General features: G+C 38.5%; 36 protein-coding genes. 24 read left to right on the top strand and 12 right to left on the bottom strand.

Annotation, left to right across the window (positions count from 1 at the left end):
* The first annotated feature begins 5 nt into the window (after positions 1-5).
* The 5 genes from mtnN to ACIFPW_RS10770 all read left to right on the top strand — a co-directional run bounded on the left by mtnN (position 6) and on the right by ACIFPW_RS10770 (position 3,568).
* A complete protein-coding gene (mtnN, locus tag ACIFPW_RS10750) occupies positions 6-710 on the top strand; it encodes a 5'-methylthioadenosine/S-adenosylhomocysteine nucleosidase (RefSeq protein ID WP_226656728.1) in 705 nt (234 codons plus the stop codon).
* Positions 703-1,170 (top strand): S-ribosylhomocysteine lyase, encoded by a 468-nt coding sequence (locus ACIFPW_RS10755; RefSeq protein WP_430244121.1) that lies wholly within the window; start codon positions 703-705, stop codon positions 1,168-1,170. The genes mtnN and ACIFPW_RS10755 overlap by 8 nt, the downstream gene beginning before the upstream one ends.
* A gap of 15 nt (positions 1,171-1,185) precedes the next feature.
* Positions 1,186-2,109, top strand: a complete 924-nt coding sequence (locus ACIFPW_RS10760; RefSeq protein WP_430244124.1) for a PLP-dependent cysteine synthase family protein — start codon at positions 1,186-1,188, stop codon at positions 2,107-2,109.
* Positions 2,110-2,112: 3 nt separating this feature from the next.
* A complete protein-coding gene (locus tag ACIFPW_RS10765) occupies positions 2,113-3,246 on the top strand; it encodes a bifunctional cystathionine gamma-lyase/homocysteine desulfhydrase (protein WP_430244126.1) in 1,134 nt (377 codons plus the stop codon).
* A 115-nt stretch (positions 3,247-3,361) separates the two neighbouring features.
* On the top strand, positions 3,362-3,568 hold the full coding sequence (locus tag ACIFPW_RS10770; RefSeq protein WP_430244129.1) for a YrhC family protein: 207 nt from the start codon (positions 3,362-3,364) through the stop codon (positions 3,566-3,568).
* 94 nt (positions 3,569-3,662) lie between these two features.
* Here ACIFPW_RS10770 and ACIFPW_RS10775 read toward each other — a convergent pair whose 3' ends face one another.
* On the bottom strand, positions 3,663-4,352 hold the full coding sequence (locus ACIFPW_RS10775; RefSeq protein WP_430244131.1) for an OmpA/MotB family protein: 690 nt from the start codon (positions 4,350-4,352) through the stop codon (positions 3,663-3,665).
* Positions 4,349-5,890, bottom strand: a complete 1,542-nt coding sequence (locus ACIFPW_RS10780) for a hypothetical protein (protein WP_430244134.1) — start codon at positions 5,888-5,890, stop codon at positions 4,349-4,351. The genes ACIFPW_RS10775 and ACIFPW_RS10780 overlap by 4 nt, the downstream gene beginning before the upstream one ends.
* A 504-nt stretch (positions 5,891-6,394) precedes the next feature.
* On the opposite strand from ACIFPW_RS10780, the gene ACIFPW_RS10785 reads away from it, so the two are divergent.
* The 6 genes from ACIFPW_RS10785 to ACIFPW_RS10810 all read left to right on the top strand — a co-directional run bounded on the left by ACIFPW_RS10785 (position 6,395) and on the right by ACIFPW_RS10810 (position 9,064).
* Complete coding sequence (locus tag ACIFPW_RS10785) at positions 6,395-6,541, top strand: hypothetical protein (protein WP_194219461.1); 147 nt, start codon at positions 6,395-6,397, stop codon at positions 6,539-6,541.
* A gap of 27 nt (positions 6,542-6,568) precedes the next feature.
* A complete protein-coding gene (locus ACIFPW_RS10790) occupies positions 6,569-6,703 on the top strand; it encodes a hypothetical protein (RefSeq protein ID WP_276511805.1) in 135 nt (44 codons plus the stop codon).
* Positions 6,704-6,824: 121 nt separating this feature from the next.
* Positions 6,825-6,968 carry a YrzI family small protein gene (locus tag ACIFPW_RS10795; protein WP_194219462.1) on the top strand — a complete coding sequence of 48 codons (144 nt, stop codon included), beginning with the start codon at positions 6,825-6,827 and terminating at the stop codon, positions 6,966-6,968.
* Positions 6,969-7,164: 196 nt separating this feature from the next.
* Positions 7,165-7,986 (top strand): ammonia-dependent NAD(+) synthetase, encoded by an 822-nt coding sequence (nadE, locus tag ACIFPW_RS10800; RefSeq protein ID WP_430244136.1) that lies wholly within the window; start codon positions 7,165-7,167, stop codon positions 7,984-7,986.
* 92 nt (positions 7,987-8,078) lie between these two features.
* Positions 8,079-8,510 (top strand): hypothetical protein, encoded by a 432-nt coding sequence (locus ACIFPW_RS10805; RefSeq protein ID WP_430244139.1) that lies wholly within the window; start codon positions 8,079-8,081, stop codon positions 8,508-8,510.
* Between the two features lie 107 nt (positions 8,511-8,617).
* Positions 8,618-9,064, top strand: a complete 447-nt coding sequence (locus tag ACIFPW_RS10810; protein ID WP_430244141.1) for a hypothetical protein — start codon at positions 8,618-8,620, stop codon at positions 9,062-9,064.
* Positions 9,065-9,106: 42 nt separating this feature from the next.
* On the opposite strand, the gene hmpA is transcribed toward ACIFPW_RS10810, so the two are convergent.
* Positions 9,107-10,321 carry an NO-inducible flavohemoprotein gene (hmpA, locus tag ACIFPW_RS10815; RefSeq protein WP_430244143.1) on the bottom strand — a complete coding sequence of 405 codons (1,215 nt, stop codon included), beginning with the start codon at positions 10,319-10,321 and terminating at the stop codon, positions 9,107-9,109.
* Between the two features lie 197 nt (positions 10,322-10,518).
* Between hmpA and ACIFPW_RS10820 the strand changes: the two genes are divergently transcribed.
* From ACIFPW_RS10820 to sigK, 3 genes are all read left to right on the top strand, one after another.
* Positions 10,519-10,959: an Rrf2 family transcriptional regulator gene (locus tag ACIFPW_RS10820; RefSeq protein ID WP_430244145.1), complete on the top strand. Its 441-nt coding sequence runs from the start codon at positions 10,519-10,521 to the stop codon at positions 10,957-10,959.
* 53 nt (positions 10,960-11,012) lie between these two features.
* Entirely contained in the window at positions 11,013-11,171 is a 159-nt protein-coding gene (locus ACIFPW_RS10825; protein WP_303531793.1) for a hypothetical protein, read from the top strand.
* A 123-nt stretch (positions 11,172-11,294) separates the two neighbouring features.
* Positions 11,295-12,008 (top strand): RNA polymerase sporulation sigma factor SigK, encoded by a 714-nt coding sequence (sigK, locus tag ACIFPW_RS10830; RefSeq protein WP_404681504.1) that lies wholly within the window; start codon positions 11,295-11,297, stop codon positions 12,006-12,008.
* A 495-nt stretch (positions 12,009-12,503) separates the two neighbouring features.
* Here sigK and ACIFPW_RS10835 read toward each other — a convergent pair whose 3' ends face one another.
* Positions 12,504-13,247 carry a GDSL-type esterase/lipase family protein gene (locus tag ACIFPW_RS10835; protein WP_430244148.1) on the bottom strand — a complete coding sequence of 248 codons (744 nt, stop codon included), beginning with the start codon at positions 13,245-13,247 and terminating at the stop codon, positions 12,504-12,506.
* 113 nt (positions 13,248-13,360) lie between these two features.
* Positions 13,361-14,479, bottom strand: coding sequence for a radical SAM/CxCxxxxC motif protein YfkAB (gene yfkAB / locus ACIFPW_RS10840; RefSeq protein WP_430244150.1), 1,119 nt, complete (start codon positions 14,477-14,479; stop codon positions 13,361-13,363).
* A 187-nt stretch (positions 14,480-14,666) separates the two neighbouring features.
* Here yfkAB and ACIFPW_RS10845 point away from each other — a divergent pair, with 187 nt between their 5' ends.
* On the top strand, positions 14,667-14,834 hold the full coding sequence (locus ACIFPW_RS10845) for a hypothetical protein (RefSeq protein WP_194219472.1): 168 nt from the start codon (positions 14,667-14,669) through the stop codon (positions 14,832-14,834).
* A gap of 67 nt (positions 14,835-14,901) precedes the next feature.
* Here the strand turns inward: ACIFPW_RS10845 and mnhG are convergent, their stop codons facing one another.
* Genes mnhG through ACIFPW_RS10875 form a run of 6 tightly spaced genes read right to left on the bottom strand, consistent with a single transcriptional unit; the run spans position 14,902 to position 20,162 of the window.
* Positions 14,902-15,267, bottom strand: a complete 366-nt coding sequence (mnhG, locus tag ACIFPW_RS10850; protein ID WP_194219473.1) for a monovalent cation/H(+) antiporter subunit G — start codon at positions 15,265-15,267, stop codon at positions 14,902-14,904.
* The gene (locus tag ACIFPW_RS10855) at positions 15,239-15,529 is read right to left on the bottom strand and encodes a Na(+)/H(+) antiporter subunit F1 (RefSeq protein ID WP_194219474.1); all 291 of its coding nucleotides are present in this window, start codon (positions 15,527-15,529) and stop codon (positions 15,239-15,241) included. Before ACIFPW_RS10855 ends, mnhG begins: the two co-directional genes overlap by 29 nt.
* Entirely contained in the window at positions 15,526-16,002 is a 477-nt protein-coding gene (locus ACIFPW_RS10860; RefSeq protein ID WP_194219475.1) for a Na+/H+ antiporter subunit E, read from the bottom strand. The genes ACIFPW_RS10855 and ACIFPW_RS10860 overlap by 4 nt, the downstream gene beginning before the upstream one ends.
* A 5-nt stretch (positions 16,003-16,007) precedes the next feature.
* A complete protein-coding gene (locus tag ACIFPW_RS10865) occupies positions 16,008-17,489 on the bottom strand; it encodes a Na+/H+ antiporter subunit D (RefSeq protein ID WP_430244154.1) in 1,482 nt (493 codons plus the stop codon).
* Complete coding sequence (locus ACIFPW_RS10870) at positions 17,482-17,820, bottom strand: Na(+)/H(+) antiporter subunit C (protein WP_194219477.1); 339 nt, start codon at positions 17,818-17,820, stop codon at positions 17,482-17,484. The genes ACIFPW_RS10865 and ACIFPW_RS10870 overlap by 8 nt, the downstream gene beginning before the upstream one ends.
* A complete protein-coding gene (locus ACIFPW_RS10875) occupies positions 17,820-20,162 on the bottom strand; it encodes a Na+/H+ antiporter subunit A (RefSeq protein WP_430244156.1) in 2,343 nt (780 codons plus the stop codon). The genes ACIFPW_RS10870 and ACIFPW_RS10875 overlap by 1 nt, the downstream gene beginning before the upstream one ends.
* 178 nt (positions 20,163-20,340) lie before the next feature.
* On the opposite strand from ACIFPW_RS10875, the gene ACIFPW_RS10880 reads away from it, so the two are divergent.
* Entirely contained in the window at positions 20,341-20,799 is a 459-nt protein-coding gene (locus tag ACIFPW_RS10880; protein ID WP_194219479.1) for a hypothetical protein, read from the top strand.
* 42 nt (positions 20,800-20,841) lie between these two features.
* On the opposite strand, the gene ACIFPW_RS10885 is transcribed toward ACIFPW_RS10880, so the two are convergent.
* Positions 20,842-20,985 (bottom strand): sporulation histidine kinase inhibitor Sda, encoded by a 144-nt coding sequence (locus ACIFPW_RS10885; protein ID WP_226614430.1) that lies wholly within the window; start codon positions 20,983-20,985, stop codon positions 20,842-20,844.
* 354 nt (positions 20,986-21,339) lie between these two features.
* Here ACIFPW_RS10885 and ACIFPW_RS10890 point away from each other — a divergent pair, with 354 nt between their 5' ends.
* From ACIFPW_RS10890 to ACIFPW_RS10925, 8 genes are read left to right on the top strand one after another with little or no spacing between them, the layout of a single operon-like run.
* On the top strand, positions 21,340-21,855 hold the full coding sequence (locus ACIFPW_RS10890) for a YqeG family HAD IIIA-type phosphatase (protein WP_194219481.1): 516 nt from the start codon (positions 21,340-21,342) through the stop codon (positions 21,853-21,855).
* A 2-nt stretch (positions 21,856-21,857) separates the two neighbouring features.
* On the top strand, positions 21,858-22,967 hold the full coding sequence (yqeH, locus tag ACIFPW_RS10895; protein ID WP_430244159.1) for a ribosome biogenesis GTPase YqeH: 1,110 nt from the start codon (positions 21,858-21,860) through the stop codon (positions 22,965-22,967).
* 10 nt (positions 22,968-22,977) lie between these two features.
* Entirely contained in the window at positions 22,978-23,817 is an 840-nt protein-coding gene (aroE, locus tag ACIFPW_RS10900; RefSeq protein ID WP_430244160.1) for a shikimate dehydrogenase, read from the top strand.
* Positions 23,817-24,107: a ribosome assembly RNA-binding protein YhbY gene (gene yhbY, locus ACIFPW_RS10905; RefSeq protein WP_404681512.1), complete on the top strand. Its 291-nt coding sequence runs from the start codon at positions 23,817-23,819 to the stop codon at positions 24,105-24,107. Before aroE ends, yhbY begins: the two co-directional genes overlap by 1 nt.
* Entirely contained in the window at positions 24,107-24,697 is a 591-nt protein-coding gene (locus tag ACIFPW_RS10910; protein ID WP_371018229.1) for a nicotinate-nucleotide adenylyltransferase, read from the top strand. Before yhbY ends, ACIFPW_RS10910 begins: the two co-directional genes overlap by 1 nt.
* Entirely contained in the window at positions 24,684-25,250 is a 567-nt protein-coding gene (yqeK, locus tag ACIFPW_RS10915; protein ID WP_194219486.1) for a bis(5'-nucleosyl)-tetraphosphatase (symmetrical) YqeK, read from the top strand. Before ACIFPW_RS10910 ends, yqeK begins: the two co-directional genes overlap by 14 nt.
* 20 nt (positions 25,251-25,270) lie before the next feature.
* On the top strand, positions 25,271-25,624 hold the full coding sequence (rsfS, locus tag ACIFPW_RS10920) for a ribosome silencing factor (protein WP_194219487.1): 354 nt from the start codon (positions 25,271-25,273) through the stop codon (positions 25,622-25,624).
* A 1-nt stretch (position 25,625) separates the two neighbouring features.
* Complete coding sequence (locus ACIFPW_RS10925; protein ID WP_430244358.1) at positions 25,626-26,354, top strand: class I SAM-dependent DNA methyltransferase; 729 nt, start codon at positions 25,626-25,628, stop codon at positions 26,352-26,354.
* Positions 26,355-26,398: the final 44 nt, after the last annotated feature.

Here is a 26,398-nt window from a genome sequence, read left to right on the forward strand (position 1 = left end):
TCGTCATGAAGATCGGTATTATTGGAGCAATGGAAGAAGAAGTTAGAATTTTACGTGACCGTCTCGATCACAGAGAAGAACAGGTGATTGCAGGATCTGAGTTCACTACAGGAAGCATAGATGGCCAGGAGGTAGTTCTCTTAAAATCAGGCATTGGTAAAGTGAATGCGGCCATCGGAACAACATTAATGAATCAACTATTTAAACCAGACTACATTCTCAATACAGGCTCTGCGGGTGGATTTAATCCTGAATTAAAAGTAGGCGACATCGTGATTTCTTCAGAAGTTCGTTACCATGATGTAGATGCAACCATTTTTGGTTACGAATACGGCCAGGTTCCTCAAATGCCGGCTCTTTATGAACCGAACAGCATGCTTGTTGAAGCTGCTGAGCGAAGTGCTGAGAAAGTAACGGAACATCAGGTAGTAAAAGGAATGATCGCGACTGGCGATTCCTTTATGAATGATGCGGAGAGAGTTGACTATGTTAGGTCAAAACTTGCGAACCTAGACGCTGCAGAAATGGAAGCAGGAGCGATTGCACAAGTTTGTTATCAGTTCGGTACACCTTTTGTGATTATCCGCTCACTTTCTGATATTGCAGGGAAAGAATCAAATATTTCTTTCGATCAATTTCTTGAGACAGCTTCAATTAATTCAGCAAACTTAATTTTAAATCTAGTGGAGGAGTTGAGTAAGAATGGCTAAAAAAATGAATGTAGAAAGTTTTAATCTTGATCATACAAAGGTAGCAGCACCATATGTTCGTCTAGTAGGCGTAACAAAAGGACCAAATGGTGATGAAATTTATAAGTATGATATTCGTTTCAAACAACCAAACAAAGAGCACATGGAAATGGCTGGTCTACACTCGATCGAACACTTGATGGCAGAAAATATTCGTAACCATATGGAGAACGTCGTTGATATTGGTCCGATGGGATGCCAGACTGGGTTTTATCTTGCTGTTCTAAATCATTCAAACTACGACGAGATTCTAGAAGTACTCGAGAAAACATTGCAGGATGTTCTAAATGCAGAAGAAGTACCAGCGTGCAACGAAGTACAATGCGGCTGGGCTGCTAATCATAGTTTAGAAGGGGCAAAAGAAATCGCAGACGAAATGCTGACACATCGTGATGAGTGGCACATTATCTTCGCCAAATAGAAAGGATTTCACGCTATGGAAATCTTTCATAATATTCATGAGCTCGTAGGCCGAACTCCGGTCATCGAGCTCCATCATTTTGATCTACCAGTAGGCGTTCGCCTTTTTGCAAAGTTAGAGTTTTATAATCCTGGGGGAAGTATTAAAGATCGTCTTGGTCAGGAACTACTTCAGGAAGCGATTGATCATAATCGAATAGCCCCGGGCGGAACATTTATTGAGCCTACAGCTGGAAATACAGGCATTGGTCTTGCTCTTGCAGCGGTTAATCGAGGGTACACCGTGATGTTTGTGGTTCCAGAAAAATTCAGTATGGAAAAACAGGATTTAATGAGGGCGCTTGGTGCGAAAATTGTCAATACCCCTACTGAGCTTGGAATGAAAGGGGCAATAGCTCGAGCTGAAGAGCTAATTGAGGAAATCCCTAATTCATACATGCCTCGTCAGTTTGGTAATCCTGCTAACCCACTAACCTACTACAAAACACTTGGTCCAGAGTTGTGGAAGCAGCTTGACGGTGAGCTTGATGTTTTTGTAGCTGGGGCTGGAACTGGTGGAACATTTATGGGTACAGCTCGCTATTTGAAGGAGCAGAAGGCGAATGTGAAAACCGTTATTGTAGAACCCGAGGGATCCATTTTAAATGGTGGAGAATCTGGTCCTCATAAAACAGAGGGGATTGGTATGGAGTTTCTACCTGATTATATGGACGAAGCCTACTTTGATAGTATTCATACCGTAACAGATGAAGTAGCCTTCAAACGTGTAAAAGAGCTCGCTGAAAAAGAGGGCCTTTTAGTTGGAAGTTCCTCTGGAGCAGCGCTCGAGGCGGCTCTTATCGAAGCACAGCACGCTCGTCCCGGAACAAATATCGCTACGATTTTTCCAGATAGTAGTGAACGATACTTAAGTAAGAAGATTTATCAAGGAGGCATTTAACCAATGAAGCCAAAAACAAAACTTATTCATGGTGGGATTACCGGTGATCCACAAACTGGAGCTGTATCGGTACCGATCTATCAAGTAAGTACTTACAAACAAGAAGCCGTAGGAAAGTTCAACGGCTATGAATATTCCAGAACAGGGAATCCAACACGTCATGCACTAGAAGAGCTGATTAAAGACCTTGAAAATGGCGTCGCAGGATTTGCATTTGGATCCGGAATGGCAGCCATTTCCTCTATTATGATGATGTTTAATTCTGGAGATCATGTTGTTATGACAGATGACGTTTACGGTGGAACTTACCGTGTAATGACAAAGGTTTTAAACCGTCTTGGTATTGAATCAACTTTTGTCGATACGACTGATTTAGCTGTTGTTAAAGCTGCGATTCAGGATAATACGAAAGCGATTTACGTTGAAACACCAACGAATCCGTTGTTGAAGGTGACCGATATTAATGCCATCTCCAAATTGGCAAAAGACCACAATCTTCTAACAATCGTTGATAATACGTTTAATACGCCTTATTGGCAAAATCCAATTGACCATGGTGCTGATATCGTTCTTCACTCAGCAACAAAGTATTTAGGCGGGCATAGTGATGTCGTTGCTGGACTTGTTGTTGTTAATTCAAAAGAGCTGGCGGAAGAAGTGCATTTTGTTCAAAATTCGGCAGGTGCCATTCTTGGACCGCAGGATTCATGGCTGCTTATTAGAGGATTGAAAACACTTGGGGTTCGTATGGAAGAGCATGAGAAAAACACAGCGAAAATTGTCCAATTCCTTAGTAATCACCCATCAGTCGAGAAAATATATTATCCTGGGCTAAGTACACATCCAGGTAATGATATCGCTGTTAATCAGTCTCGTGGCTTTGGTGGTATGATCTCTTTTGATATCGGAAGTGCTGATAAAGCAGATGAGCTGTTAAGCAAAGTGAAATATTTTACTCTTGCTGAAAGTTTAGGAGCGGTGGAAAGTTTAATTTCAGTTCCTGCTCGCATGACTCACGCTTCTATTCCGAAAGATCGACGAGATGAGCTCGGCATCACAGAGGGTCTTGTACGTATTTCTGTTGGACTTGAGGATGCAGATGATTTAATTGAAGACCTTTCAAACGCATTAGGATAATAGTAGAACCCTTATCTGATATATTTGGATAAGGGCTCTTTAATGATTGGAAAGAGTTACATCTCTAGTAGACCCGTTTCTTATGGTAGAATAAGAGACGGGAGAGGTGAGCGCTATGAAGCAACTTCAAGACAAAATGACAGATTATAAACGTTTTGCGTTTGTATTGCTTAGTCTTAGTGTTTTCTTATATATTGGTTCTTTTCTTCCAGTTGAAGGGAAGACGGATGGTGCAGCCCTTATTTTAACGGGTGGTGGGTTTGTACTCGTTGGGATTGCGATTTTCTTCTATTCTCGCGCTATCGCTATTCAAAAAAAATAAACGAGCAAGATATAAACTATTAAACGATATATGATGAATGATCCATATGTTTTAATGAAAGCCGCTTCCTTTTTGGGAGCGGCTTTTGTATTTCCTAATAAGTCATGATTTCTTTAAGGCGTCCCTGCCATTTCTCGTCATCAAGAATAATTTGAAAAGAGATTCTTCTGTTTTTCTCATACGCGTCACTTGTATTTTCTTCAACCACTGGTTTATATTCTGAATATCCTGTTGCCGCTAAATATTTTGCATATTCTGGAGTATCTAGTTTAGGGTTTGCTTTCATCAATTCCTTTACAACTGCGACAGAGCGATCAGCTGAAAGTTTCCAGTTATCATAGGGAACTTTATCAGTATGTCCTTCGATTAAGATGATATAGAGATACTGACTAATATCTTCTTCATCGATTAAATTAGCAAAAACATCCGCCAGGTCGTTTAAAACTTTTTTCCCCTGAGGGCTAATTTCGGCGCTTCCTGTATCAAATAAAATATCTCCTTCGACTGAAATCGTATTATTTGGTCCGCGAACGATCTTATCTTTGCCAACGTTTTCTTCAAGCTGTTCCTCAATTAAATCACTAATATGCTTTTTGACATCTGCTACTTTGGCAAGCTCTTGTTTCATAACCGTTTGGTCATATGCATCATAGATCATTTGAACGAACGCGATGATCGCGATAAAGAGCATGACAAGAACGATCATCGCCATCATATCAGCAAAACTAGGCCAATAATGTTCTTCATCACTCTGTATTTGAAATCGCCTTTTTCGATTTTTCATCGATTGTCACCAATCACCCTTGATTGGACATGCTGCTGTGCCATTGATTGACGACGCATTTGCTCCTCGTACAAGCGTAGCTGTAATTGATGTGATTCTGAGAGCTGGTGTTGAATATCTTTTAGCTCTCGAGCTAGACCTTGGTAAAGAGAATCAAGACTGTTTGATAGAGCTCTCATTTCATGCTGAAGAGGTTGATCACGCTGGTCTCGTTCCATTCGATGAATAATTGGCTCCAGTGCTTCACGCTTAATTTTATCGAGAGAACTATACCAGGCTTTTTCAAGCTGTAAAACTGATTCAGCGAATTCTTGAGAAGCTCTTCCGTATTGATTTTGCTTATCTTGATAGCGGTAATACCATTCATCCTGCATTTGGTGGACGCGTCTCCCAAGCTCCTCCTGCGAGCCCTGGAACCGCTGCATTTGTTCATCTAAGCCTCTTAAGTAATGTTGCCCTGTTTCTTCTGCTTTCTTTTGAGTTTCCTTGATTAATTGATCCGATCGTTGAACAAGCTGCTCGAATTTACGCTGACCAGATTCATGGTGTTTAGATAAAGATTGAAGTTGACTCTCAAGTGTTTTTAATCGATTCCCAAGGTCGATAATTCCGTTCGTTGCTTTTTCTTGAACACCGTCAAGCTGGGTAAATGAGTCTTTAAGTTTTATGCCGAATGATTCCAACGTCTCGGTGCTACTTGAGAATTGTTCGGTATATTCACGTTGAGCTGTTAATGTAGCTTGAACGTCTTTCATCGCCTGTTCAAGACCTGCTGTAAAGTGGACCATATTGGTCGAAAAATCTCCAAGTGTTTCATGAAAACTATCTTGAATCCTACCTGCAAGGCGATCTAAAATTCGTTCCATTTCATCGTGAGGTTTTTCCTGAGTTAAGCTTGCATTTAGATTATGATCAAGAAGGGACTCACAATCCGAAATAATTTTCTCCAAATAATAAGCAGTTGTTCGCCCATTTGTTAATACACCATTTTGGATAAGTGTTAAAAATAGAGCATTACCAATCCCGGCTATGCTTGTGATGAATGCAACGCTCATTCCTTGAAAAGGACTTGAGATCGCTTCAATCACGGAGGCAAGATTAAGGTTTGCATCTTCTGGTTTCTGTGAAAGAAACATGAGCGTTTCTTGCATCGATGATATGGCGAGTGTAAGTCCGATAAAAGTTCCTAGTATTCCTATGATAATGGAGGTAGGGGGTAGCTGCTGCATGAATCGCATCATTCCACCTGCTGGAACACGAGCAAAGCCAAATAGAGGAACGGATTCTTTATAGAAATGTTTCTCAATAAGAGCTTGTGTATTGACTTGAGATACGCCCGCTAAGTGGTATGACTTGTATTCTTTCATAACATTTTGAATCCATGGTGCAGTCTGAGTCGTTGAATCATTTTGTATCTCAGCATTCTCAATATCTCGGAGCCATTTTTTCATTTGTAAACTAATCTGAATCGTTGCTGTTACCCCGAACACAGCAAGAAATCCAATGATAAAGAGGACGATTGTTGTCACGTTCAGCATATGTTCACCTCCACTTTGTATATATGTATGTCCTCTTTAGCAGAACTTTCTTGGTTTCTTATAATATAAGGGATTTAGGACAATGTTGAAGATTGTCGAAAATATTCATATAAATAAAATATTTAGGAAATTTAGTAAAAAAGGTTTACTTAAATGGTGGATATGGATATACTTACCTTTGTAAACAAATATGAAAAAAGGAGGTCGAACAGAATGATGAAGATGATGAAAGCAGATGCAACGACTGTAACTGAATATGCACGATCTGTTCGACCAGTGCCTCGATAAGAGGAATCCTTTTTCATATCGGATTGAAATGCCGCAGGTCGATGCCTGGGGCTTTTCTATGCTTTTTTTGCCGCAGGCTCATATCCTGCGGCTTTTTTTTGTCCAAAAATGGAGAGGAGGAATGAAAATGGAGAATGGAAAAGTGTTGAACGTAAAGCTAATAAAAAGGAAAAAATGGGTCCCCAGAAGTAATTGAATAGAAAGGAGGTCGTTAACATGTTGCCATTCCATTTAATGATCATAACAAAAGTGAAGGGTGCTTTTCATCGTAGTTTATCTACAGAACTACATCAGCGCTCCATTCATCAACGCATGTCAGAAGCCGAAATGAAAAGAAACCGAGCTTCGATGTGGTTATCCTAATTTAAAAGACAGTAAGGAGAAATGATCATGTTAACGATACATTTAGTTTTTGTCACAATTCGTCTTCGCGTTCATGAACGAACTTTAGCTGAGGAACAACATTATTTGCGAGTGAAAAGACAAATGAATGTAAGAAGTGAAAAACCAATCTGGATGCATTAATACCAAAACGGAAAGGAAGAGAATGATGATTATCGATCAGAAGAAATTAGCCATTCAAAAATGGATCGCAGTAGAGAAAGGGTTAACCTGAAGTAATCTAACTGGAAAGGAGTGGAGTGGAATGACTTTACATTTATTGTTTGTTACAATCACTTTTTCGATCAAACGTAATCGGCATACGCTTGATCAGGAATTAGACCATAAGAGAAGGCAAGAACTGATTGATTCAAATCAATACAAACAAAGTTTCTATATTCATCAATAAGCCATAAGGCAGGGGCTACCTGCCTTATGACTATTTTCTTGAATGCAATGCTCTTTTGTATGAAAAGGTAAGATGCGAGTCAAAATAGTAGTGTACATATAGCTGAATCTGTTTTTAAAAGTAGGCAAAGGGGTATTGATTAGTAGAGAAAATTATATAAAAATAAGAGATGTGGTATTTAAAAGGAGTGACAATTATGAGAGAAATGCAAAAAGAAATTATTGAAGAGCTTGGTGTACAACCTTCAATTGATGTAAAAGAAGAAGTCAAAAAGCGCGTTGGATTTTTAAAAGATTATCTCAAGAAAAGTGGAACAACTGGATTTGTTCTTGGAATATCAGGTGGACAGGATTCTTCACTTGCAGGGCGTCTTGCACAAATTGCAGTTGAGGAACTTCGTGAAGAGGGAACTGATGCAAGTTTTATTGCTGTGCGACTACCATACGGAGAGCAAAGTGATGAAGATGACGCTCAGGCCGCACTCAAGTTCATTAAGCCTGATCAAACGGTTACGATTAATATAAAACCTGCCGTTGATGCTTCAGTCTCAACATATCTTGAAGCGACAGGAAATAGCCTTACTGATTTTACAAAAGGCAATAACAAAGCTAGAGAGCGAATGATTGCTCAGTATAACATTGCAGGCGATGAGAAGAAGCTTGTTATTGGAACAGATCACGCAGCGGAAGCTGTGACGGGCTTCTATACGAAGCATGGCGATGGGGCATGCGATATCACCCCTCTTTTTGGTTTGAATAAACGTCAAGGTAGAGCGATTCTTGAAGAAATCGGTATGCCAGACCATCTTGTGGAGAAAGTGCCGACAGCTGATTTAGAAGATGATCGCCCAGCACTTCCTGATGAAGAAGCGCTAGGAGTAAGTTATAAGCATATCGATGATTACCTTGAAGGAAAAGAAGTTCCTGAAGAGGCTTCTAAGACAATTGAGAATCATTTCATTAAAACAAAGCATAAGCGAAACATGGCCGCAACAATATTCGATAGCTGGTGGAAGTAAGATGAGAAAGAGACCTGAATAAGGTCTCTTTTTTTTGCGTATGAATAAATAAAACAGGAGATGGCGCTATCAAGGTGAAAGGGTTTGGGGACATGAGCGATAATATAAATTATCTTCAAGACATTAGTCACAAGCTTCTCAGAGATTCAGGTTTAGATGTGCAAATTCAATTAAAAGACTATTTTCCCGAGCGAAGACTAATAGGAGGAAAATATTCATTAGAAACGAATCAAGTCACAATTTACGTAGAAGAGGTACGAACGCAGTGTGTTAAGTTAATTGGATCAGAGGAACAATTTCTTGATTTTTTCACTGTGATTTTGGCTCATGAACTTGGTCATGCCGCAGACTCTAACCTTCCTATATTAGCTAGTAAGAGGGCACATACTGAGTGTTTAGAAATGAAGAAGCAAGTATCCGTCCTAATTGAAAATAATGCCTGGAACTATGCTTACAATCTTGTTCCACAATTCAAGGACATTCTAGCGCTTCTAAAAGAACACTCTATGAAGCTTTATAAGTAAAACTTTATAATATGTAATTTTCTGAAAACATATACAGATGATAAACACCTTGTTAAAATAAGTGAAAAACGTGCTTCACATCCATTTAACGTAAAGGTGTGACGTTTATGAAGGTAATCAAAACGTATTATCCGAAAGTGAAAGTAATCGAACTTTTTATGATGCTTGTGTATAGTATTGTCGTTTGCTTTGGCACCCTATTGTTGTGGTTAAAAGAAGATTTAACATTTGAACGCTGGCGAAGTTTCATGCTAATTGGGCTCATTTATGTCTTGTTTTGTACCTTTCTTAGTTTCTGCATTCGAACACAGCGAATCGAACTAACAGAATATAGGATCGAACACAAGTTACTAGGATTTAGCTGTCGAAGTGTAGCTTTTTCGTCCGTTAAAGAAGTTATGTTTGGAAAAATAAACGGTTCCCCAGTTATTGCTATTATTAACGAAAATAATCAAAAGCCTATCTTTGTCCCTTATATTCCATTTGAAAAGGACTGGGCTGAAATTAGTTCTTTCATAAAGGAACGAAATCACACGGTTATTATAACAATTTAAAGAAGCGCCTATTTGGCGCTTCTTTAATGTTTAGAAGTTCGGTTATGGCATTGATGGTTCTAGAGCGACGGCTGGACCGAAAAACTCGAAATGCATTTTATCTTCATCGACTCCGAGCTTTGTTAATGCTTCTTTAACAGCCTTCATAAATGGAAGTGGTCCACAGAAATAATAATGCGTATTGCGTTCTAATGGAAGAATTTCTTTTAACCATTCGCTCGTTACAAATCCTTCTTTTTGATAACTGTTTTTCATAGAATCCTCTTTCGTAGGGGATTCGTAACATACGAAATAGTCCATAGATGGATGATTGAGAGTCTTAAGTTCTTCGTCAAAAGCATGGACATTTCCATTAAGTGCTGCATGAACAAAAGTCGTTTTTCTATTTTGATCTGCGCTGGTCTTCAGCATACTTAGCATAGGTGTTATACCTACCCCACCACTTAAGAGAACGATTGGAGATTGATCTTCCTTCAAATAAAAGTCACCTGCAGGAGCGGTTAAGCTTAACTCATCATTTTCTTTAACATTGTCGTGTAAATAGTTGGAAACGATTCCGTCAGGTTTTGAAGGATTTTCTTCTTTTTTCACAGATATACGATAGTAAGGTTTACCAGGAACGTCAGATAAACTGTATTGACGAATATGAGTGAATTGATCTCCTGGAATATGAACTTTGACACTAATATATTGACCAGGTTTAAATGAAGCAATTGGCTCCCCGTCAGCTGGTTTTAGATAGAATGAGGTAATTACATCACTTTCTTTCTGTTTCCTGTCGACTACAAAAGTGCGTTCAAGGTCCCAACCACCCTGTTGTTTTGCTGCATCTTCATACATCTCTTCTTCCACCTCGATGAAAACGCTAGCTATGACGCCATAGGCCTCTTCCCATGCAAGTAAAATTTCTTCTGTTGCATCTTCTTTAAGAACTTCTTTAATAGCCTTAAGCAAATATTCTCCTACAATTGGGTAATGTTCTGGTTTAACACCAAGGCTACGGTGTTTATGAGCAACTTGTTTAACAACAGGAAGAATAGTTTCTAATTGATCAATATGTTTGGCAGCTGCATAAACTGCATTTGCAAGAGCTTGTTGTTGTCTTCCTTGTTTTTGATTAGCGCGGTTAAAAATATTTAATAGTTCAGGATGGTTCTCAAATAGCATTTCATAAAAACGCTTTGTAATTTCAGTACCGTGAACTTCGAGGACAGGTACTGTTGATTTAATTGTAGTAATGGTTTTAGGTGATAACATAGATAAAACCTCCAATATTTTAAAGATGCATTTTTAATACATCTTTATGGTATCGAATTGTTATTTGAAAAGCAATATAAAATATACATCTTTAAAGAAACGTTCACATCTTATAGAAAGCATTGTAGAACACTATGTTTTAGGAGGTGTGATAAAATAGACCCATGAACAATGGAGCGAAAAGAGGTTGAAGGAACATGCGTTTAACTAATTACACGGATTACTCGTTAAGAATGCTGATTTATCTTGGTAGTATGAAAGAGGATAAGTTAGCTAGCATACAAGAAATCGCTAGTGCCTATCAAATTTCAAAAAATCATCTCATGAAAGTAGCACATGAGCTTGGGAAAAATGGATATATCGAAACGATTAGAGGGCGAAATGGAGGATTGCGACTCGCTCATCTCCCAGAAGATATTAATGTAGGAAAAGTTGTAAGAAGCACTGAAGAAGACTTCAATTTAGTGGAGTGCTTTGATAAGGAAAATAATAGTTGTGTGATTAGTCCTGCTTGTCGATTAAAACATGTCCTACATGATGCCTTATCAGCTTATTTTGAAGTCTTGGATGGTTATCAGCTGTCTGATTTAATTATAAACGATGAGATGCTCGTTAAACTATTCAACACTAATCTATAGCGTAGCAATCTAATTATTTATGAATATACTGTCATTAGAGGAGAGTGGCAGGTATGGAATGGTTAGAGCTGACAGGTCTTGGCGGAATCGTTGCTATCCTAACAGTTATACGTTTGAAGTATGGACGTTACTCCACCCATCATCGGTATTTAAGGGAAGAAGTTATGTCTGAGAAGTGGGCAAGAGAAAAGAAGAGAGATCATAACGGTTGATAAGACGTTCCAGTCAGGGGCGTCTTATTTTTTTAATTAGAATTCCATAAGGACAGACACGTAGGGGTAGGCATTCACATAAACATAAGGTATAGTAAAAGCCCATCTTTGGGAGGTGAGTATGTGTCATTACTGGCAGCACTTGCTTACGTATGTAAGGAAGTTCTTTTCTTTGTCTCGTTTGTGAAGAACAATGCTTTTCCTCAGCCTCTTTCAAGAAAGGACGAAAGAAAGTATTTAGAACTGATGGCAAAAGGTGATGAAGATGCACGAAATCGTCTGATCGAGCATAACCTCCGTCTTGTCGCTCATATTGTGAAGAAGTTTGAAAATACAGGTGAAGACCCTGAAGATCTCATTTCGATAGGGACAATCGGATTAATTAAAGCAATTGAAAGCTACTCTACTGACAAGGGTACTAAGCTAGCAACCTATGCTGCAAGATGCATTGAGAACGAAATTCTGATGCATCTCCGCGCTTTGAAGAAAACGAAAAAAGACGTATCTCTTCATGACCCCATAGGTCAGGATAAGGAAGGGAACGAAATTTCTCTGATCGATGTCTTAAAAGCAGAAACGGAAGATATTGTTGAATTAATTCAGTTAAACATGGAGAAAAAGAAGATATATGAGTACATTCATATTTTAGATGACAGAGAAAAGGAAGTTATTGTTGGGCGATTTGGTCTGAATCTTGAGAAGGAATTAACACAGCGAGAAATAGCCCGACAGCTTGGGATCTCACGAAGTTACGTATCTAGAATTGAAAAGCGAGCACTAATGAAACTGTTTCATGAATTCTATCGTAATCGAAAAGAAAAAGAGAGTGGAGCCTAAACCTGCCAAAGTGCAGGTTTTTTTATGTTTGTTACATCAATTGGTCATAACGCTAATAGGAAAAATAACTTCTCTCTTCTCGTGAGAATTATTGGCAGTTTGTTCGTAATACGATCGGAACAAACAATCTGAATGAGGGGGTGTATGAAGTATCAAAAATAAAAAGGGTATCTAACTCATCATCAGTCGGTCGAAATAGTCTATTTATCAAAAGAAAATCAGATTTCTGAATGAGTTGTAACATTTTATGTTGTAAATGTAGAAGAAACAATTGGATTTTGTCATTTAAGAAAGATAGTTTGAATGTTTAAAACTGAACAACTCTTTGTTGACTAACCATGTCAATTTGCCAGGAGCAAGGACTCATTAATGAATTAAAAGCTAAAAAGAGCAAAAAAAAAGGACTCCGGAGGTTTTCCTCCGAAGCATTTTAAGGTTGGTCTCTTATAGTTTAACACACAAAAGCAAAAAAGCAATAACGCATTGAAGAGTTTATTATTTCTCCTCTGCGTTAGTGTTATATGTTGAGAGAACTTTTCGTGTCCATATTTTATATCCTTCTCCATTAAGATGAAGCCCATCAAATGTGAAATCTTTATTTAACTGACCAAACTCTACTAGCTCTGGATAAATATCAATAAATTGATAATCATACAGATTCGAAAGATCTTCTAGGCGTTTATTTAAATCCTTAATGATTGAATTATTTAGTGGGTGACCAGTTAATGCTGTGTTCACCGGAAATAAACTTTGCACATAAACTTTTGTGTTAGGTGATTGCGTTTTGAGCGTATCTAGAATTTGCTTATAATTGGTTTCAATTTTGTTTACTGACTGCCCAGCAATCATATCATTAATACCAATTAACAAATAAATCCGATCTGGCTTTGCTTTTACGACTTCTTCAATCCTGTTTAGAACTCCTGTAGTCGTATCCCCAGCAATACCGCGATTTAATACTTCATGGTCACTAAGAGCTTCCCCCCACTCATAATAATCAGTCAAACTATCACCGAGGAAAATGGTTTCGCTTTCCTCATGTTTATAAGAGTCATAAATGCTCTTTTTAGTCTGATAATATTTAGTATAATACGTAATGTTTTTCTTCTTTGATTCTGAATCATTTTCGGGCATTTCATTTGCATTGGTTCTTAGAAAATCTGTTTGGTTCTCAGCCAATGCAAGCAAAATAACAAGAGATCCCGCAACTAGAATCAGAATCCATGTCTTTTTCTTCACAACTATCACACTCCTATAGATTACGATAGGTATTATACCCTATCTGAGTTAATGCGAAAGCTGAAAATGGTATTAAATTTAAAAATGAGTAAAAAAACCCCCAAAATTGGAGGTTATAGCGAGATGTTTGTCTTTTTTTGTAAGAAATCAACATCCTGATAGTAAGCATCCTTTACAAGAAGGTTGGGTCCTAGACACTTTACTGCAGGGCAATGACAACTTATGCTTTGAGCCATTTTACTTTCTTGCCATTTTTCGTAAGCATCATTCAGATTAGTATCTTTAATATTTCCAAGTGGTGGCGTATCTCCAAAATCAGTTACGATAATATCGCCATCGAAAATATTCATATTTAATCTAGAACGTCCATCTGGGTCATTTCTAACAGTGACATTAGGTTCTGAATATAATCTTTCGAGAAGTCTAAGGTCTTCTTGATTGGAACTGCATGGGTAAAATGGAAGGGTACCGAATAAGAGCCAAACATCTGGATCTCGATTATCTAATAAACGGTGAATTCCTTCTCGAATTTCATCCAAAGAGGCAATATCAAGACCTGAAGCGAAGTCTGACGGATACATCGGATGAACTTCATGACGCTGGCACCCCATGTCTGCTATTTGTTGATGAATGCTCACGATATTTGGAAGAGTTCTACGATTAATCATTGTCTCCGCTGATACGATGACACCTTTAGATGTTAAATCTTTTGCATTCTCAACCATACGATGGAAATAAGCTTCCCGCTGTTTGAGAGATGGCTTCCTTTCCATAACAGCGAATCCAATGTCAGTGAAATCGTCTATGCTTCCATAATTATGTGAAATATGTAAAACATCAAGATAGGGTATGATCAAATCATATCGCTTACGATCAAGCGTTAAATTTGAATTGATTTGTGTTCTCGCTCCGCGTTCATGAGCGTATTTAAGAAGTGGAGCTACATATTGCTTAACCGATTTCATGGAAAGCATTGGTTCACCACCCGTAATACTTAACGCCCTAAGTTTTTCTACTTCATCAAGACTACGAGTAATAAGGTCTAGAGGAAGTGGATCAGGATCCTTTGGTTGCAATGTATAACCAACTGCACAATGTTCACATCTCATATTACATAAAGTAGTCGTTGTTAGTTCTATGTTGGAAAGAATCATATTTCCATATTCTTCAACATCCATATAAGCTTCCCATGGGTCATAGCTAGGCGTTATTGTTTTCATTGGTGTTATCATTTAAATCGACCCCTTAGTGTTAGTTCAAGGCTTACACCCTTCTATAATTGTAGAACATAAAATGAAGGATGAACAGATGTAGTAATGAATTTAGAAAACTCCGCCAATGTCCATACATTTTTGATCAACCTATCATAGACTGTAATATCTACCAATAGATTGTTTGAAGGAGAGAAGGAGGGGGAGCATGAGTTACGGTTATCCCGGTTGTGGTTATCCTTATCCGCCTTACCCATACCCATATCCAGGCTATGGCGGAGGATATTTTGCCTTAATCGTTGTTCTACTAGTATTACTACTTGTTATTGGCGGAGGATACTATTACTACGCTAATCATTATGGAAGCTATAAATAACTTGATAAATCTATAACAATAATTTCAAGGACACGGTCAACATGTAAAAAAGCAAGTACGAAAGGGTTTAACCCTTTTTCGTACTTGCTTTTTGGTTTTGTGCTTTATCAAGATCATCTCTCGTAGTTTTATCCCAGAGCGGAACACCTTTTTGATAAGCAGCTCTAGAAATCATATGTCCAGAAACTGGAGCTGTCATCAAAATGAAAATAATACCGAGAATGAGCTTTCCACTTACCATTTGTTCTTCAAAGATAAAATAAAGGAAAGCGGCAATGAGGATTCCAGCTACTCCTAGAGTAGCGCTTTTTGAAGCAGCATGTAGACGAGTATAAACGTCAGGAAGTCGAAAAATTCCAAGTGCTCCAGAAAAAAGGAAAAACGTGCCAATGATCATAAAAATGCTAATCACGACTTCTTTCAATGATAACACCCTTTTCCAGAAATTTAGCAATAGCTACTGTGCCTATAAAAGCGAGAATTCCAATAAGAAGAATAATATCATTGAAATACGCTGTTTCCAGTTTGATTGCTAGAATACCCGCTATTGCCATAAGATTAATGCCGATTGTATCCAGTGCAACAGCACGGTCAGGATTTGAAGGTCCTTTTATTGCTCGATAGAGTAAAAATAGGGTAGAGATTGCGATGATGACGATACAAATGGTTGATACAGTAGATAAAAGAGAAGTCATCTCGTCACCTCCATAATTGCTTTCTCAAATGTGCCTTTAATTTCTTTAATAACCTCATCTGCATCAGGTGCGTCCATAGCATGGATATAAATGTGCATATTATCTGGAGCGACTGAAACCGTTAGTGTCCCTGGTGTTAATGTAATGAGATTTGCGAGCATCGTAATTTCCCAGTTTGTTCGAACATCAATGGGTACAGCGATAATGCCTGGTTCCATTTTAAGTTTGGGACTATATACGAGCTTAACAACCTGAACATTAGCCATAATCAGCTCTTTAATAAACAAAAACAATAACTTAAGAATCGCCCAAAGACGATAAAAGTAAAAGCGGTCTGGAATGAAACGCTCCATTAATAGAAGTAATCCGATTCCAAATAAATAGCCTACAAAGAACGTACTAAAAGAGTAACTTTCAAAAAGAAACATCCAGAGAACGGCAATAATCAGGTTTATGATAATTTGTATTGGCATGCCATCTACTCCTTCATAACCGAATCAATATAATTTGCTGGATCAATCATTTGATCCGCAATTGTTTGAACCGTAGGATAAATAAATTCTGCACCTAATCCAAGAAATATCGTGAAAATGAGTAAGAAAGTAGCAGGCATTATTTTACCTTTAGTAGAGTTAACTGTTGAAACATATTCCTGCTTTGCCTCTCCCCAGAATCCATTAATAAAGATGCGGATAACAGAAAGAAGAATTAAAAGACTGGTCACTAATCCTATAATCGCTAGTACATAATGTCCTTCCTCGAAAGCACCTCTTAGAATAAGGAGTTTACCGATAAATCCACTAAATGGCGGTAATCCAGCAAGCGCTAATGCTGCAATGAAAAAGAGCCATCCAAGGACTGGTTGATTTTTAATAATGCCACCCATCTTTCTTAAATCTGATGTGCCGGCGTAAGCCACCATAGCACCAACAAGGAAGAAGAGTGCTGCTTTAATAATCATATCATGAAGCAAATAATAAATTGTGCCTGCAAGAGCAGTTGCTGAGAACGTGCCAATACCAAGAATCATATAACCAACTGCTGGAATGATATTATAGGCAATAATCAATTGCACATTATTCGTGGAAAGGGCCCCAATCACACCGAAAACAAGCGTGAATCCTGCCAGTACAAGCAAAATTTGATGCGTAACTGTAAGGTTATAGACGAAGATCAGAGAGAAAACTCTTAGTATAGAATATACCCCAACTTTGGTAAGTAACGCTCCAAATAATGCTGAAATAACAGTTGGTGGAACTGTATAAGACTTAGGGAGCCAGAAATATAATGGGAAAAGCGCACCTTTCGTTGCAAAAACGATCAATAACAAAATGCCAATGGTCGTTAACACACCATCCTGTTGAACTTCACCGATCCGTTCAGCTAACTGAGCCATATTGACTGTCCCAACTACTGCATATAGAAAGGCGATCGTTGTAACAAACAGCATAGATGAAAATAGATTGATAATGATGTATTTAAAGGACTCTCTGAATTGTTCTTTGGTCCCACCAAGAACGATTAATCCGTATGAAGCAATAAGCAGTACTTCGAAGAAGACGAATAAGTTAAATAGGTCTCCTGTTAGAAACGCACCACTAACACCCGCAATGAGAAGTTGAAAAAGCGGATAAAAGTAAAACCGTTCGCGTTGTTCATCAAGCGAATTAAAAGCATAAAAAGCACATGCAACCGCAATGATATTCGCAGTGACGACTAACAACATAGCAAGCGGATCGGCGACCAGAACAATGCCATAAGGCACTGTCCAATCCCCGGCTTTTAATACGATCGTGCCGTTTTGAATCACATTAAATGCGATGACAGATACAACTGCGAGATTGACTAGCACCATAATGCGTGTAATCAATCGTACAAGTGGCAACCGTTTATTGAGGAATACAAGAATGATTCCAGTTAATAACGGTAATAAAATTGGTAGTATAGCTAGATTACTCATTTTCGTTACCCCTTAACTTCTCCATATTATCAGTACCGTTCGTTTGATATGTCCGATACGCTAGCACAAGAAGAAACGATGTCACACCGAAACTAATAACGATGGAAGTTAATATAAGTGCCTGTGGCAACGGATCAACATAACTTGTTACGCCTTCTGCAAGGATAGGAGGTTTTCCACGATTTAACTTTCCCATCGTAATAATAAAGAGGTGTGCTCCATGAGACAACAGTGCCGTACCGATAATGATTTTAAGAATTTGTTTTTGCAGCATCATGTAGACACCTGCTGTAAAAAGCAGACCTGCAAGTACAGACATGATAATTTCCATTAATCATTTCCCTCCTTCTTACTCGGACGCAATTTAATCATTGTGAAGATGCCGAGCGCAGCAAGTCCAAGTACAAGGATTTCAAGCATCGTATCAAGTCCACGGAAGTCAACAAGAATAACGTTAACAACGTTGTCTCCTCCGCCCAATTTATAGGAGTTTTTAAGAAAGTACTCTGAAATTGGTTCAAACAATTTCGTACTGTGTGAAGCGATTCCTATCATAGTTACAAGAACCCCTACAGATATAGAGATGACCCAGTTAACGGCGTTTGTTCTTTTGGATTCCTTCTGTTTATCAAAATTAGGCAAGTGATAAAAACATAGAAGAAATAGTGCAACCGTTACGGTTTCTACAATAAGCTGAGTGAGCGCTAAGTCTGGTGCTCGGAAGAAGACGAATAATAGGGATAATCCATACCCTACGATTCCAAGTACTAGAATAGCGGCAATACGATTCTTCATAAAAATCGTTCCAAAAGCAGCGCCGGCCATCACAATCGCTATAAGTAACTCAGGAATAGCAATCGGGGCCAGGTCATCAAATGACATTTCGAAGCCTCCAGTAACACTTATGGTGATGGAGACAAGAGCTATGAAGAAGATTAGGATATATATCATGTAATGCCTGAGAGATCCAGTCATATAACCATTCGTTAATTTCTTAGATCCATTTATGATGCCGTTTATAATACCATCATAGGCTTTAGCTGCAGAAAGTTTACCAGGTAAAATAGTGTATATACGTTCCCATTTTGTACGGGTCAGATAGAAAACCGTTCCTAGCAAAAGTACAGCTAAACTCATGTAAAGAGCAGGCCCTAATCCGTGCCAGAATTTAATATGCGTTTCACCAGCTGAACCGGCTATGGAATCCACCATTGGCGAAAGAAGAGAATGCCCAAAAACGTTCGGAACAAAAGCAATGACGATCACAAGAAGTACAAGAATGATTGGCGAGATAAGCATACCAATCGGTGCTTCGTGTGGTTCTTTAGGTAATTTATCCCTTTGTTTACCGGTAAATGTTCGGAAGAAAAGCATAATGGAATAAACAAAAGTGAAGATACTTCCGCCAACTGCTAAATAAGGGAAATAAGGTGAAACAGCTTCAACAATTGTAGATGCATTTTCAAAATGCAGGGACGATTCAAAGAACATTTCTTTACTCAGGAAACCGTTTAGAAAAGGTAGCGGGAATCCTGCCATTGAGAATGTGCCAAAGAATGCTAAGGTTGCAGTGATTGGCATGAACGTAAATAGGCCTCCGAGCCTTCTAATATCTCGAGTGCCTGTCTCGTGATCAATAATACCTGCGACCATAAAGAGACTCCCTTTGAACGTAGCGTGGTTCAAAATGTGGAATACCGCTGCAAGAATAGCCACTTCAGTACCAAAACCTAACATAGCCATGATCATACCCAGTTGACTAATCGTCGAATAGGCGAGGATAGCTTTAAGATCTGTTTGTCTAACCGCCATATAAGATCCCCAGCATAGCGTGAGCAATCCAAATCCACTAACAATCAAGAAAAAGAGATCGGTACCTGCGAAGATGAGGCTTAACCTCGCAACAAGGTAGATACCAGCTTTAACCATAGTAGCTGAGTGTAGGAAGGCACTGACTGGTGTTGGTGCTTCCATTGCGTCAGGTAACCATGTATGAAATGGAAACTGAGCTGATTTCGTAAAAGCTCCCAGTAGTACGAGTACTAAGATGAATGGGAAAAGGGAAGACGTAACAATCATCTCTCCGCTTTCAATAATCCCCCTAATACTTGCCGTTCCTGTGATATCTGCCATGAGTAAAAAACCACCGAGCATGGCTAGACCGCCAAAAACAGTAATCATCATGGATTTAAGGGCACCAGATGTTGATTTCTCTCGTTGGTACCAGTATCCAATTAGCAGGAATGATGAAATGCTCGTTAATTCCCAGAATGTGTAGAGAACAAATAAATTATCCGACAACACAACCCCGAGCATGGCTCCCATAAACAATAGGAGATAGACATAAAAATGGCCAAGCTTTTCGGCTTTACTTAAATAATAAATGGAATAGAGAACAACGAGTGATCCAATTCCAGTGATCAAAAGCGCGAAAAACAGGCCAAGACCATCAATATAGAATGTAACGTTCACTCCGAGTGATGGAATCCACTCAAACGTTTTAAGTGTATGTACACCCTGCGTAACTTCTTTTATAAACGTAAGAAAATACCCAAACAACACTATCGGAACTAAAAGAACAAACCATCCTAAATGGACTTGTTTGACGCCCCGATAAAGTAACGGGATGAAAAACGCTGCCAGAAAAGGTAGCAAGACAGCTGCATGAAGCATTCTACAAAAACCTCCCCACTAATGCTCAATATGATAAAAGTTCAAATGAACTCATATTGCGATACTTCAATTGTAATCAAAAACCGACACGTTTATCAACTTTTCCTGTTTAAAAAAGCAACTTTCCCGTATAAGTTTTCCAAACATCGCCGATTCTATTTGCGAAAGGAGGATTCACGTGATAAAATCCATTTCTATTCTTATTCCTATCCTTATATTGTTAACGGCGTGTCAAACGATATATAAAAGCGAGGATCAATCTCCATTTGGGCCAAGAGAATATTTTCGCTCAATAGAAATGGCTCCCATCGGAGCCGCAATAATGAAAGATCATAAACCGTTAAGTTCATTAGAAGCTATTCGGAAAAAAATAAAAAACGAGTCTGCTATAAATGATGTCATTATTTTATCCCGTAATGACCAAACGGTGGTGGCGTTGAAACCTTTTGCATATACAAGACAAGATATAGAGCCATTGCTTACAGAGTACAAGGAATGGTTTCAAGCAGAAGGATTGGCGGTTGTCTTCTTATCAGAACCTGATCACTTTCGAAAAGCGAAGAAAATGAAGACGACTGATGAAGTAACAAGCGAAGAGTGGACTTCTTCATGGGGGAACTACTTTGAAATCGAATAAAACAAAAAGGCCAACCCTGGATACGATCAAGGTTGGCAATGTTTAAATCCCGATAAGAGAAACTTGCTTATCAAGTCTGCGCCTTTCGATCTCACGTTGAATAAGACCAATAAAGTCGCTACTTAGCTTTAATTCTTTTGCCTTATAAAAGGATTCAATCAATAAGTCATCTGATAACTTTTCCATGATTAAGCACCTCCTGAATAAGGTTCTATTCTCCGTCTAGTCCGCATATTGTGTATGTGGATCTTTTATTTGCAGTAAGCTTACCACGTAAACATACGGAGAACAACCGTTCCGTTATCCACAGTGAAGAGTGGATAATTTGTGGGTATCATGTTTATATCTTAGTCATTCACAATGATTTTATGGTTTGTTTATGTTAATAATGTTATCCACATATTTTGTGAATGACATAATGTGTCGAAAAATTTTGATTTTATTATTTTGTTTTCATTTTGTTCATTCGTAAGTTAATAGTTGTACGAGGTGAAAATATTGATACAATAGGGATGTCACTAATAGTAGGAGTGTTGCAATTTGCTAAATAAGTTTTTACCAAATGAACATGTACAAGACATCTTTCAAATAAGTCCAGAATTATTGAAAGAGCGAGGCATTAAGGGCATTATTACTGATCTCGATAACACCCTTGTGGAATGGAATAGAGCTGACGCCACACCTAAGTTGCTAAAATGGTTTAAGCAAATGAGTGATGAGGGCATTCTCGTTACCATTGTTTCGAATAATAATAAGACAAGAGTAGAAAAGTTTGCCTCACCAGTTGAGGTGCCATTTATATATGAAGCTCGAAAACCGATGACTAAAGCTTTTCGGAAAGCGTTGAAGGATATGAATCTTAGCGCAGATGATACTGTAGTTATTGGAGATCAAATTTTCACGGATGTGGTCGGAGGAAATCGCATGGGCCTTCATACAATTCTTGTCGTGCCGGTTGCAAGCACAGATGGGTTCTTTACGAAATTCAATCGAAAAATAGAAAGCATTTTCCTTACCTGGATGAAACGAAAAGGGAAGATAAATTGGGAGGAATAAGTTTGGACAACGAACAAATTATTTGCGCCGGATGCGGTGTACACATTCAAACAGAAGATAAAAACGTACTTGGCTATGCACCACCGTCTGCACTTAATCGAGACGTCATTATATGTCAGCGTTGTTTTCGTTTAAAGCACTATAATGAAATTCAAGACGTTTCTTTAACAGATGATGACTTTTTGAAAATACTAAATGAAATTAGCCAAACGGATGCTCTTATCGTCAAGATTGTCGATATCTTCGATTTTAATGGAAGTTGGCTTCCTGGTATTCAGAGATTCGCAGGAGGAAATCCTGTTTTATTAGTTGGAAACAAAGTAGATTTGTTGCCCAAGTCAGTAAACAAATCAAAGTTAGTAAAGTGGATGCAAACAAGCGCCAAAGAGAATGGACTAAAGCCTGCTGATGTCATGTTAATGAGTGCAGAAAAAGGCGATAGCGTTATGGATGTAGCAGGTGAAATTGATCGCTTGAGAGATGGAAAAGATGTTTATATAATTGGCTGTACAAATGTTGGTAAATCAACTTTTGTAAATCAACTTATACAAGAGTTTGGCGGAGATGAAGAGCAAATGATTACAACAAGTCAGTTTCCAGGTACAACACTTGACTTGATTGATATTCCGCTTGATGATGGAAACACATTATATGACACTCCAGGTATTATTAATCATCATCAGATGGCACACTTTGTCAACGCTGAGGAATTAAAAGTGATTAGTCCAAAGAAAGAAATTAAGCCTAAAGTATTTCAGTTAAATGAAGGACAAACGCTGTTTTTCGGTGGACTTGCACGCCTTGATTTTGTTGAGGGCGGAAGACAGTCTTTTATTTGTCATGTGTCAAATGATCTCTATATCCATCGTACAAAAATTGAGAAGGCTGATGATCTTTATGATGAGCATCTAGGAGAACTTCTTTATCCTCCAGGAGATCAGTCAAAGAAAGAGCTGCCTGCTCTAGTTGGTCATGAACTCCGGATCAAAGAGGAAAAGATGGATATCGTTTTTTCAGGTCTAGGATGGGTAACCGTATCCGGTAAAGGAACAACTGTGAAAGCATATGCACCTGAAGGAGTGGGCGTGTCTATTAGAAAATCACTCATCTAGGAGGCAGATAATGGGGAAGTTATATGGACTGATTGGTCATCCTATAGGACATTCGATGTCACCGGTCATGCATAACGGTGAATTTAAAGAGCTTGGTTTATCGCATCATTACCATGCATTTGATCTATCGCCAGAACAGCTGGAAGATGGTGTGGATGCAATGAAAATGCTTGATATTCAAGGTTTCAATGTGACCATTCCACACAAAGTCGCCATTATTCCATTACTAGATGAGGTGGAGCAAGAAGCTATTGATATTGGTGCGGTTAATACGGTTTATAAGCGTGATGGTAAATATATCGGTACGAACACTGATGGATCAGGTTATTTACTTTCGTTGCTCACTTTGATTGGAGAAAAAAACTTGAGCGGAAAGAAAATCCTTGTTATTGGTGCTGGAGGCGCTGCTCGAGCAGTTGCTGTTTCTGTTTCCCAATCCGAGGTAGCATCTTTAACGATTGCCAATCGAACACTTGAGAAAGCAGAAGAGCTATCAAAATTATGTCAACATTACAGCGTTGCAAATGCTATAACGCTATCTGAAGCAGAGACTTCATTGGGACAGTTCGATATCGTTATTAATACAACGTCTATTGGTATGAGCCCTCACCTTGATCGAATGCCAATATCACTTGAACATATAAGATCAGGTACGGTTGTTAGTGATTTGATTTATAATCCACTAGAAACAAAATGGATGAAGCTTGCAAAATCAAAAGGCGCAGTCACTGATAATGGCATCTCGATGTTCGTTGAACAAGGGGCGCTTGCATTTGAAAAGTGGACAGGAGTCTCGCCTGATCGGAAACGAATGCGAAATACGGTTTTAAAAGAGCTAGGAGGATATTAATGTTAACAGGAAAACAAAAGCGTTTCTTACGCGCAAAAGCTAATCGTCTAAACCCTATTTTCCAAGTAGGAAAAGGTGGCGTGAATGAGAATATGACAAAACAAATTGAAGAAGCATTAGAGGTTAGAGAGCTTATTAAAGTAAGCATTCTTCAAAATTGTGACGAAGATCGCAATACAGTTGGGGAACAACTATCAACTGAAACAGGGGCGGAGCTCGTACAAATTATTGGGAATATGGTTGTTTTGTATAAAGAATCAGAAGAGAATAAAGAAATTATTCTTCCATAATGACTGTTGAGAAAAAATTAAGAGTCGGCCTACTCGGTGGAACATTTGACCCCCCTCATCTCGGTCATCTTACCATTGCGCAAGGGGTGCTCGAAACTTGCCAAATGGATGAAATTTGGTTTATGCCAAGTCATCGACCTCCACATAAAAATGGTAGTCATATTACTGATAATCATCACCGTGTGAAGATGGTACAGTTGGCAATAGAGGGGAACCCTTACTTTAAGCTTTCTTTAATCGAATTTGAACGTAATGATCGATCCTATACAATTGATACAATTGAAATATTGAAAGAAAATTATCCTAATATCGATTTTTATTTTATCATTGGTGGAGATATGATTGAGGATCTCCCCAATTGGCATCGAATTGATGAGTTGTCTTCGATGATTTCATTTGTAGGAGTAAATCGACCTGGGTATGATCCAGATAAAGAACGTTACAATGTTTCTGTTATAGACGTTCCTCAAATCGATGTTTCTTCAAGTGAATTAAGAGACGATTTACGCCATAGAAAGAGTGGACGGTACTTGCTTCCAGAAGCCGTCCGAACTTTTATTGAAGAGAAGGGATTATATGAATCGAACTGAAGCGTTAAAGTTAGTTGAGCCTCATTTAACTGAGCATCGCTACGTTCATACTGTTGGAGTAACGGATACTGCAATTGAGCTTGCAGAAAAATATGGCGCAGATCGTCAAAAGACAGAAATTGCGGCTATTTTTCATGATTATGCTAAGTTTCGTCCAAAGGATGAAATGCGCCAGGTTATTATTGATCAAGGATTTCCTGAAGATTTGCTGGAGTATTCGCCTGAACTCTGGCACGCTCCAGTTGGAGCTTATTTAGTACGTTGTGAGATAGGGATTGAGGATGAAGAAATTCTAAATGCCATCAAATATCATACTTCAGGTCGTCCTGAAATGACATTAATGGAAAAATGTGTGTTTATAGCTGATTACATTGAACCAGGACGGTCATTTCCTGGTGTAGATGAGGTCAGAGAAATGGTTCAACAAGATCTCGATCAAGCTATTGCGTTGTCTCTCAGGAATACTGTGCAGTTTCTAATGAAGAAGAATCAACCCGTTTATCCGGCGACGTTCTTAACATATAACAGCATTGTAAAATCATTGAACGCCTGAGAAGAATTGGAGGAAACAATATGAATGAAAACCAAATGATTAACCTTGCTGCAAAAGCAGCCGATGATAAAAGAGCTGAAGATATTGTAGCCCTTAATATGAATGGAGTTTCTTTAATTGCAGATTACTTCTTGATTTGTCACGGGAATTCAGAGAAGCAAGTTCAAGCTATTGCAAAAGAGGTTAAAGACCAGGCATTAGAGCAAGGTATGGATGTGAAGAGGCTTGAGGGATATGACCAAGCGAGATGGGTTCTTGTTGATTTAGGGAACGTCATTGTCCATATTTTTCATAAAGATGAGCGCAACTATTATAATCTTGAGAAATTATGGGGCGATGCACCGCATTTAAGCCTTGAAGAAATTCTGGCATAATATGCAATCGTATGAACGCTTTTCTTATGTTTACGATCGTTTGATGGAAGAAGCTCCTTATGAGAAATGGTCTGCTCTTGTTAAAGGGGAATTGTCTCATGGTCGTATTTTGGATTTAGGATCTGGTACTGGAGAATGTTCAATTAGACTTGCGTCAGCGGGATATGATGTTACTGCAGTGGATCTTTCAGAACATATGCTTTCCGTGGCGCAAGATAAAGCACTAAAATACAATCTTCCTTTAAACCTGCTCCAACAAGATATGAGAGAACTTGATACTGGTGAAACGTACGACATAGTAACGATTTTTTGTGATTCTTTGAACTATGTCACAGATGAAAATGGTGTTCAAGATTCTTTTCGAAGCATTTATAAGCATTTAAAACCAGGTGGGGTTTTGTTATTTGATGTTCACTCTCTTCACAAAATGGAAAACCATTTTATTGGTCATACTTTTGCGAGTAGTGAAGATGACATTTCTTATATATGGAATAGTTATGCCGGGGAAGAAGAGGGATCTGTTGAGCATGAATTAAGCTTTTTTGTAGAAAATGAAGAAGGTCTCTATGAACGATTTGATGAGCTTCATTTTCAAAGAACGTTCCAAACGGATGATTATATAGCCTGGTTAACAGAGGTAGGCTTTTCAAATATTTCAGTAACAGCTGACTTTACTGAGCTAGCTCCAACTCCTACATCTGAGCGCCTGTTTTTTAGAGCTGTGAAATAAAAAAAGAGTGATTTCAATTGAAATCACTCTTTTTTTATTTGGTT

The organism is Pseudalkalibacillus sp. NRS-1564 (genome assembly GCF_050467905.1).
In the GTDB taxonomy this organism is placed as follows: domain Bacteria; phylum Bacillota; class Bacilli; order Bacillales; family Guptibacillaceae; genus Guptibacillus; species Guptibacillus hwajinpoensis_B.

Bases quoted from the DNA above. Each gene is read 5' to 3' on its own strand.
- ACIFPW_RS10795 (WP_194219462.1), top strand. From the start codon at position 6,825: ATGACTTTACATTTATTGTTTGTTACAATCACTTTTTCGATCAAACGT.
- ACIFPW_RS10770 (WP_430244129.1), top strand. From the start codon at position 3,362: ATGAAGCAACTTCAAGACAAAATGACAGATTATAAACGTTTTGCGTTT.
- ACIFPW_RS10780 (WP_430244134.1), bottom strand. From the start codon at position 5,890: ATGCTGAACGTGACAACAATCGTCCTCTTTATCATTGGATTTCTTGCT.
- yhbY (WP_404681512.1), top strand. From the start codon at position 23,817: ATGTTAACAGGAAAACAAAAGCGTTTCTTACGCGCAAAAGCTAATCGT.
- rsfS (WP_194219487.1), top strand. From the start codon at position 25,271: ATGAATGAAAACCAAATGATTAACCTTGCTGCAAAAGCAGCCGATGAT.
- ACIFPW_RS10765 (WP_430244126.1), top strand. From the start codon at position 2,113: ATGAAGCCAAAAACAAAACTTATTCATGGTGGGATTACCGGTGATCCA.
- ACIFPW_RS10845 (WP_194219472.1), top strand. From the start codon at position 14,667: ATGAGTTACGGTTATCCCGGTTGTGGTTATCCTTATCCGCCTTACCCA.
- ACIFPW_RS10885 (WP_226614430.1), bottom strand. From the start codon at position 20,985: ATGGAAAAGTTATCAGATGACTTATTGATTGAATCCTTTTATAAGGCA.
- ACIFPW_RS10785 (WP_194219461.1), top strand. From the start codon at position 6,395: ATGTTGCCATTCCATTTAATGATCATAACAAAAGTGAAGGGTGCTTTT.
- ACIFPW_RS10755 (WP_430244121.1), top strand. From the start codon at position 703: ATGGCTAAAAAAATGAATGTAGAAAGTTTTAATCTTGATCATACAAAG.
- ACIFPW_RS10810 (WP_430244141.1), top strand. From the start codon at position 8,618: ATGAAGGTAATCAAAACGTATTATCCGAAAGTGAAAGTAATCGAACTT.
- mtnN (WP_226656728.1), top strand. From the start codon at position 6: ATGAAGATCGGTATTATTGGAGCAATGGAAGAAGAAGTTAGAATTTTA.
- ACIFPW_RS10925 (WP_430244358.1), top strand. From the start codon at position 25,626: ATGCAATCGTATGAACGCTTTTCTTATGTTTACGATCGTTTGATGGAA.
- hmpA (WP_430244143.1), bottom strand. From the start codon at position 10,321: ATGTTATCACCTAAAACCATTACTACAATTAAATCAACAGTACCTGTC.
- ACIFPW_RS10805 (WP_430244139.1), top strand. From the start codon at position 8,079: ATGAGCGATAATATAAATTATCTTCAAGACATTAGTCACAAGCTTCTC.
- ACIFPW_RS10775 (WP_430244131.1), bottom strand. From the start codon at position 4,352: ATGAAAAATCGAAAAAGGCGATTTCAAATACAGAGTGATGAAGAACAT.
- ACIFPW_RS10855 (WP_194219474.1), bottom strand. From the start codon at position 15,529: ATGACTTCTCTTTTATCTACTGTATCAACCATTTGTATCGTCATCATC.
- yqeK (WP_194219486.1), top strand. From the start codon at position 24,684: ATGAATCGAACTGAAGCGTTAAAGTTAGTTGAGCCTCATTTAACTGAG.
- ACIFPW_RS10790 (WP_276511805.1), top strand. From the start codon at position 6,569: ATGTTAACGATACATTTAGTTTTTGTCACAATTCGTCTTCGCGTTCAT.
- nadE (WP_430244136.1), top strand. From the start codon at position 7,165: ATGAGAGAAATGCAAAAAGAAATTATTGAAGAGCTTGGTGTACAACCT.
- ACIFPW_RS10820 (WP_430244145.1), top strand. From the start codon at position 10,519: ATGCGTTTAACTAATTACACGGATTACTCGTTAAGAATGCTGATTTAT.
- ACIFPW_RS10865 (WP_430244154.1), bottom strand. From the start codon at position 17,489: ATGAGTAATCTAGCTATACTACCAATTTTATTACCGTTATTAACTGGA.
- ACIFPW_RS10860 (WP_194219475.1), bottom strand. From the start codon at position 16,002: ATGCCAATACAAATTATCATAAACCTGATTATTGCCGTTCTCTGGATG.
- ACIFPW_RS10870 (WP_194219477.1), bottom strand. From the start codon at position 17,820: ATGGAAATTATCATGTCTGTACTTGCAGGTCTGCTTTTTACAGCAGGT.
- aroE (WP_430244160.1), top strand. From the start codon at position 22,978: ATGGGGAAGTTATATGGACTGATTGGTCATCCTATAGGACATTCGATG.
- yfkAB (WP_430244150.1), bottom strand. From the start codon at position 14,479: ATGATAACACCAATGAAAACAATAACGCCTAGCTATGACCCATGGGAA.
- ACIFPW_RS10760 (WP_430244124.1), top strand. From the start codon at position 1,186: ATGGAAATCTTTCATAATATTCATGAGCTCGTAGGCCGAACTCCGGTC.
- ACIFPW_RS10825 (WP_303531793.1), top strand. From the start codon at position 11,013: ATGGAATGGTTAGAGCTGACAGGTCTTGGCGGAATCGTTGCTATCCTA.
- ACIFPW_RS10910 (WP_371018229.1), top strand. From the start codon at position 24,107: ATGACTGTTGAGAAAAAATTAAGAGTCGGCCTACTCGGTGGAACATTT.
- ACIFPW_RS10875 (WP_430244156.1), bottom strand. From the start codon at position 20,162: ATGCTTCATGCAGCTGTCTTGCTACCTTTTCTGGCAGCGTTTTTCATC.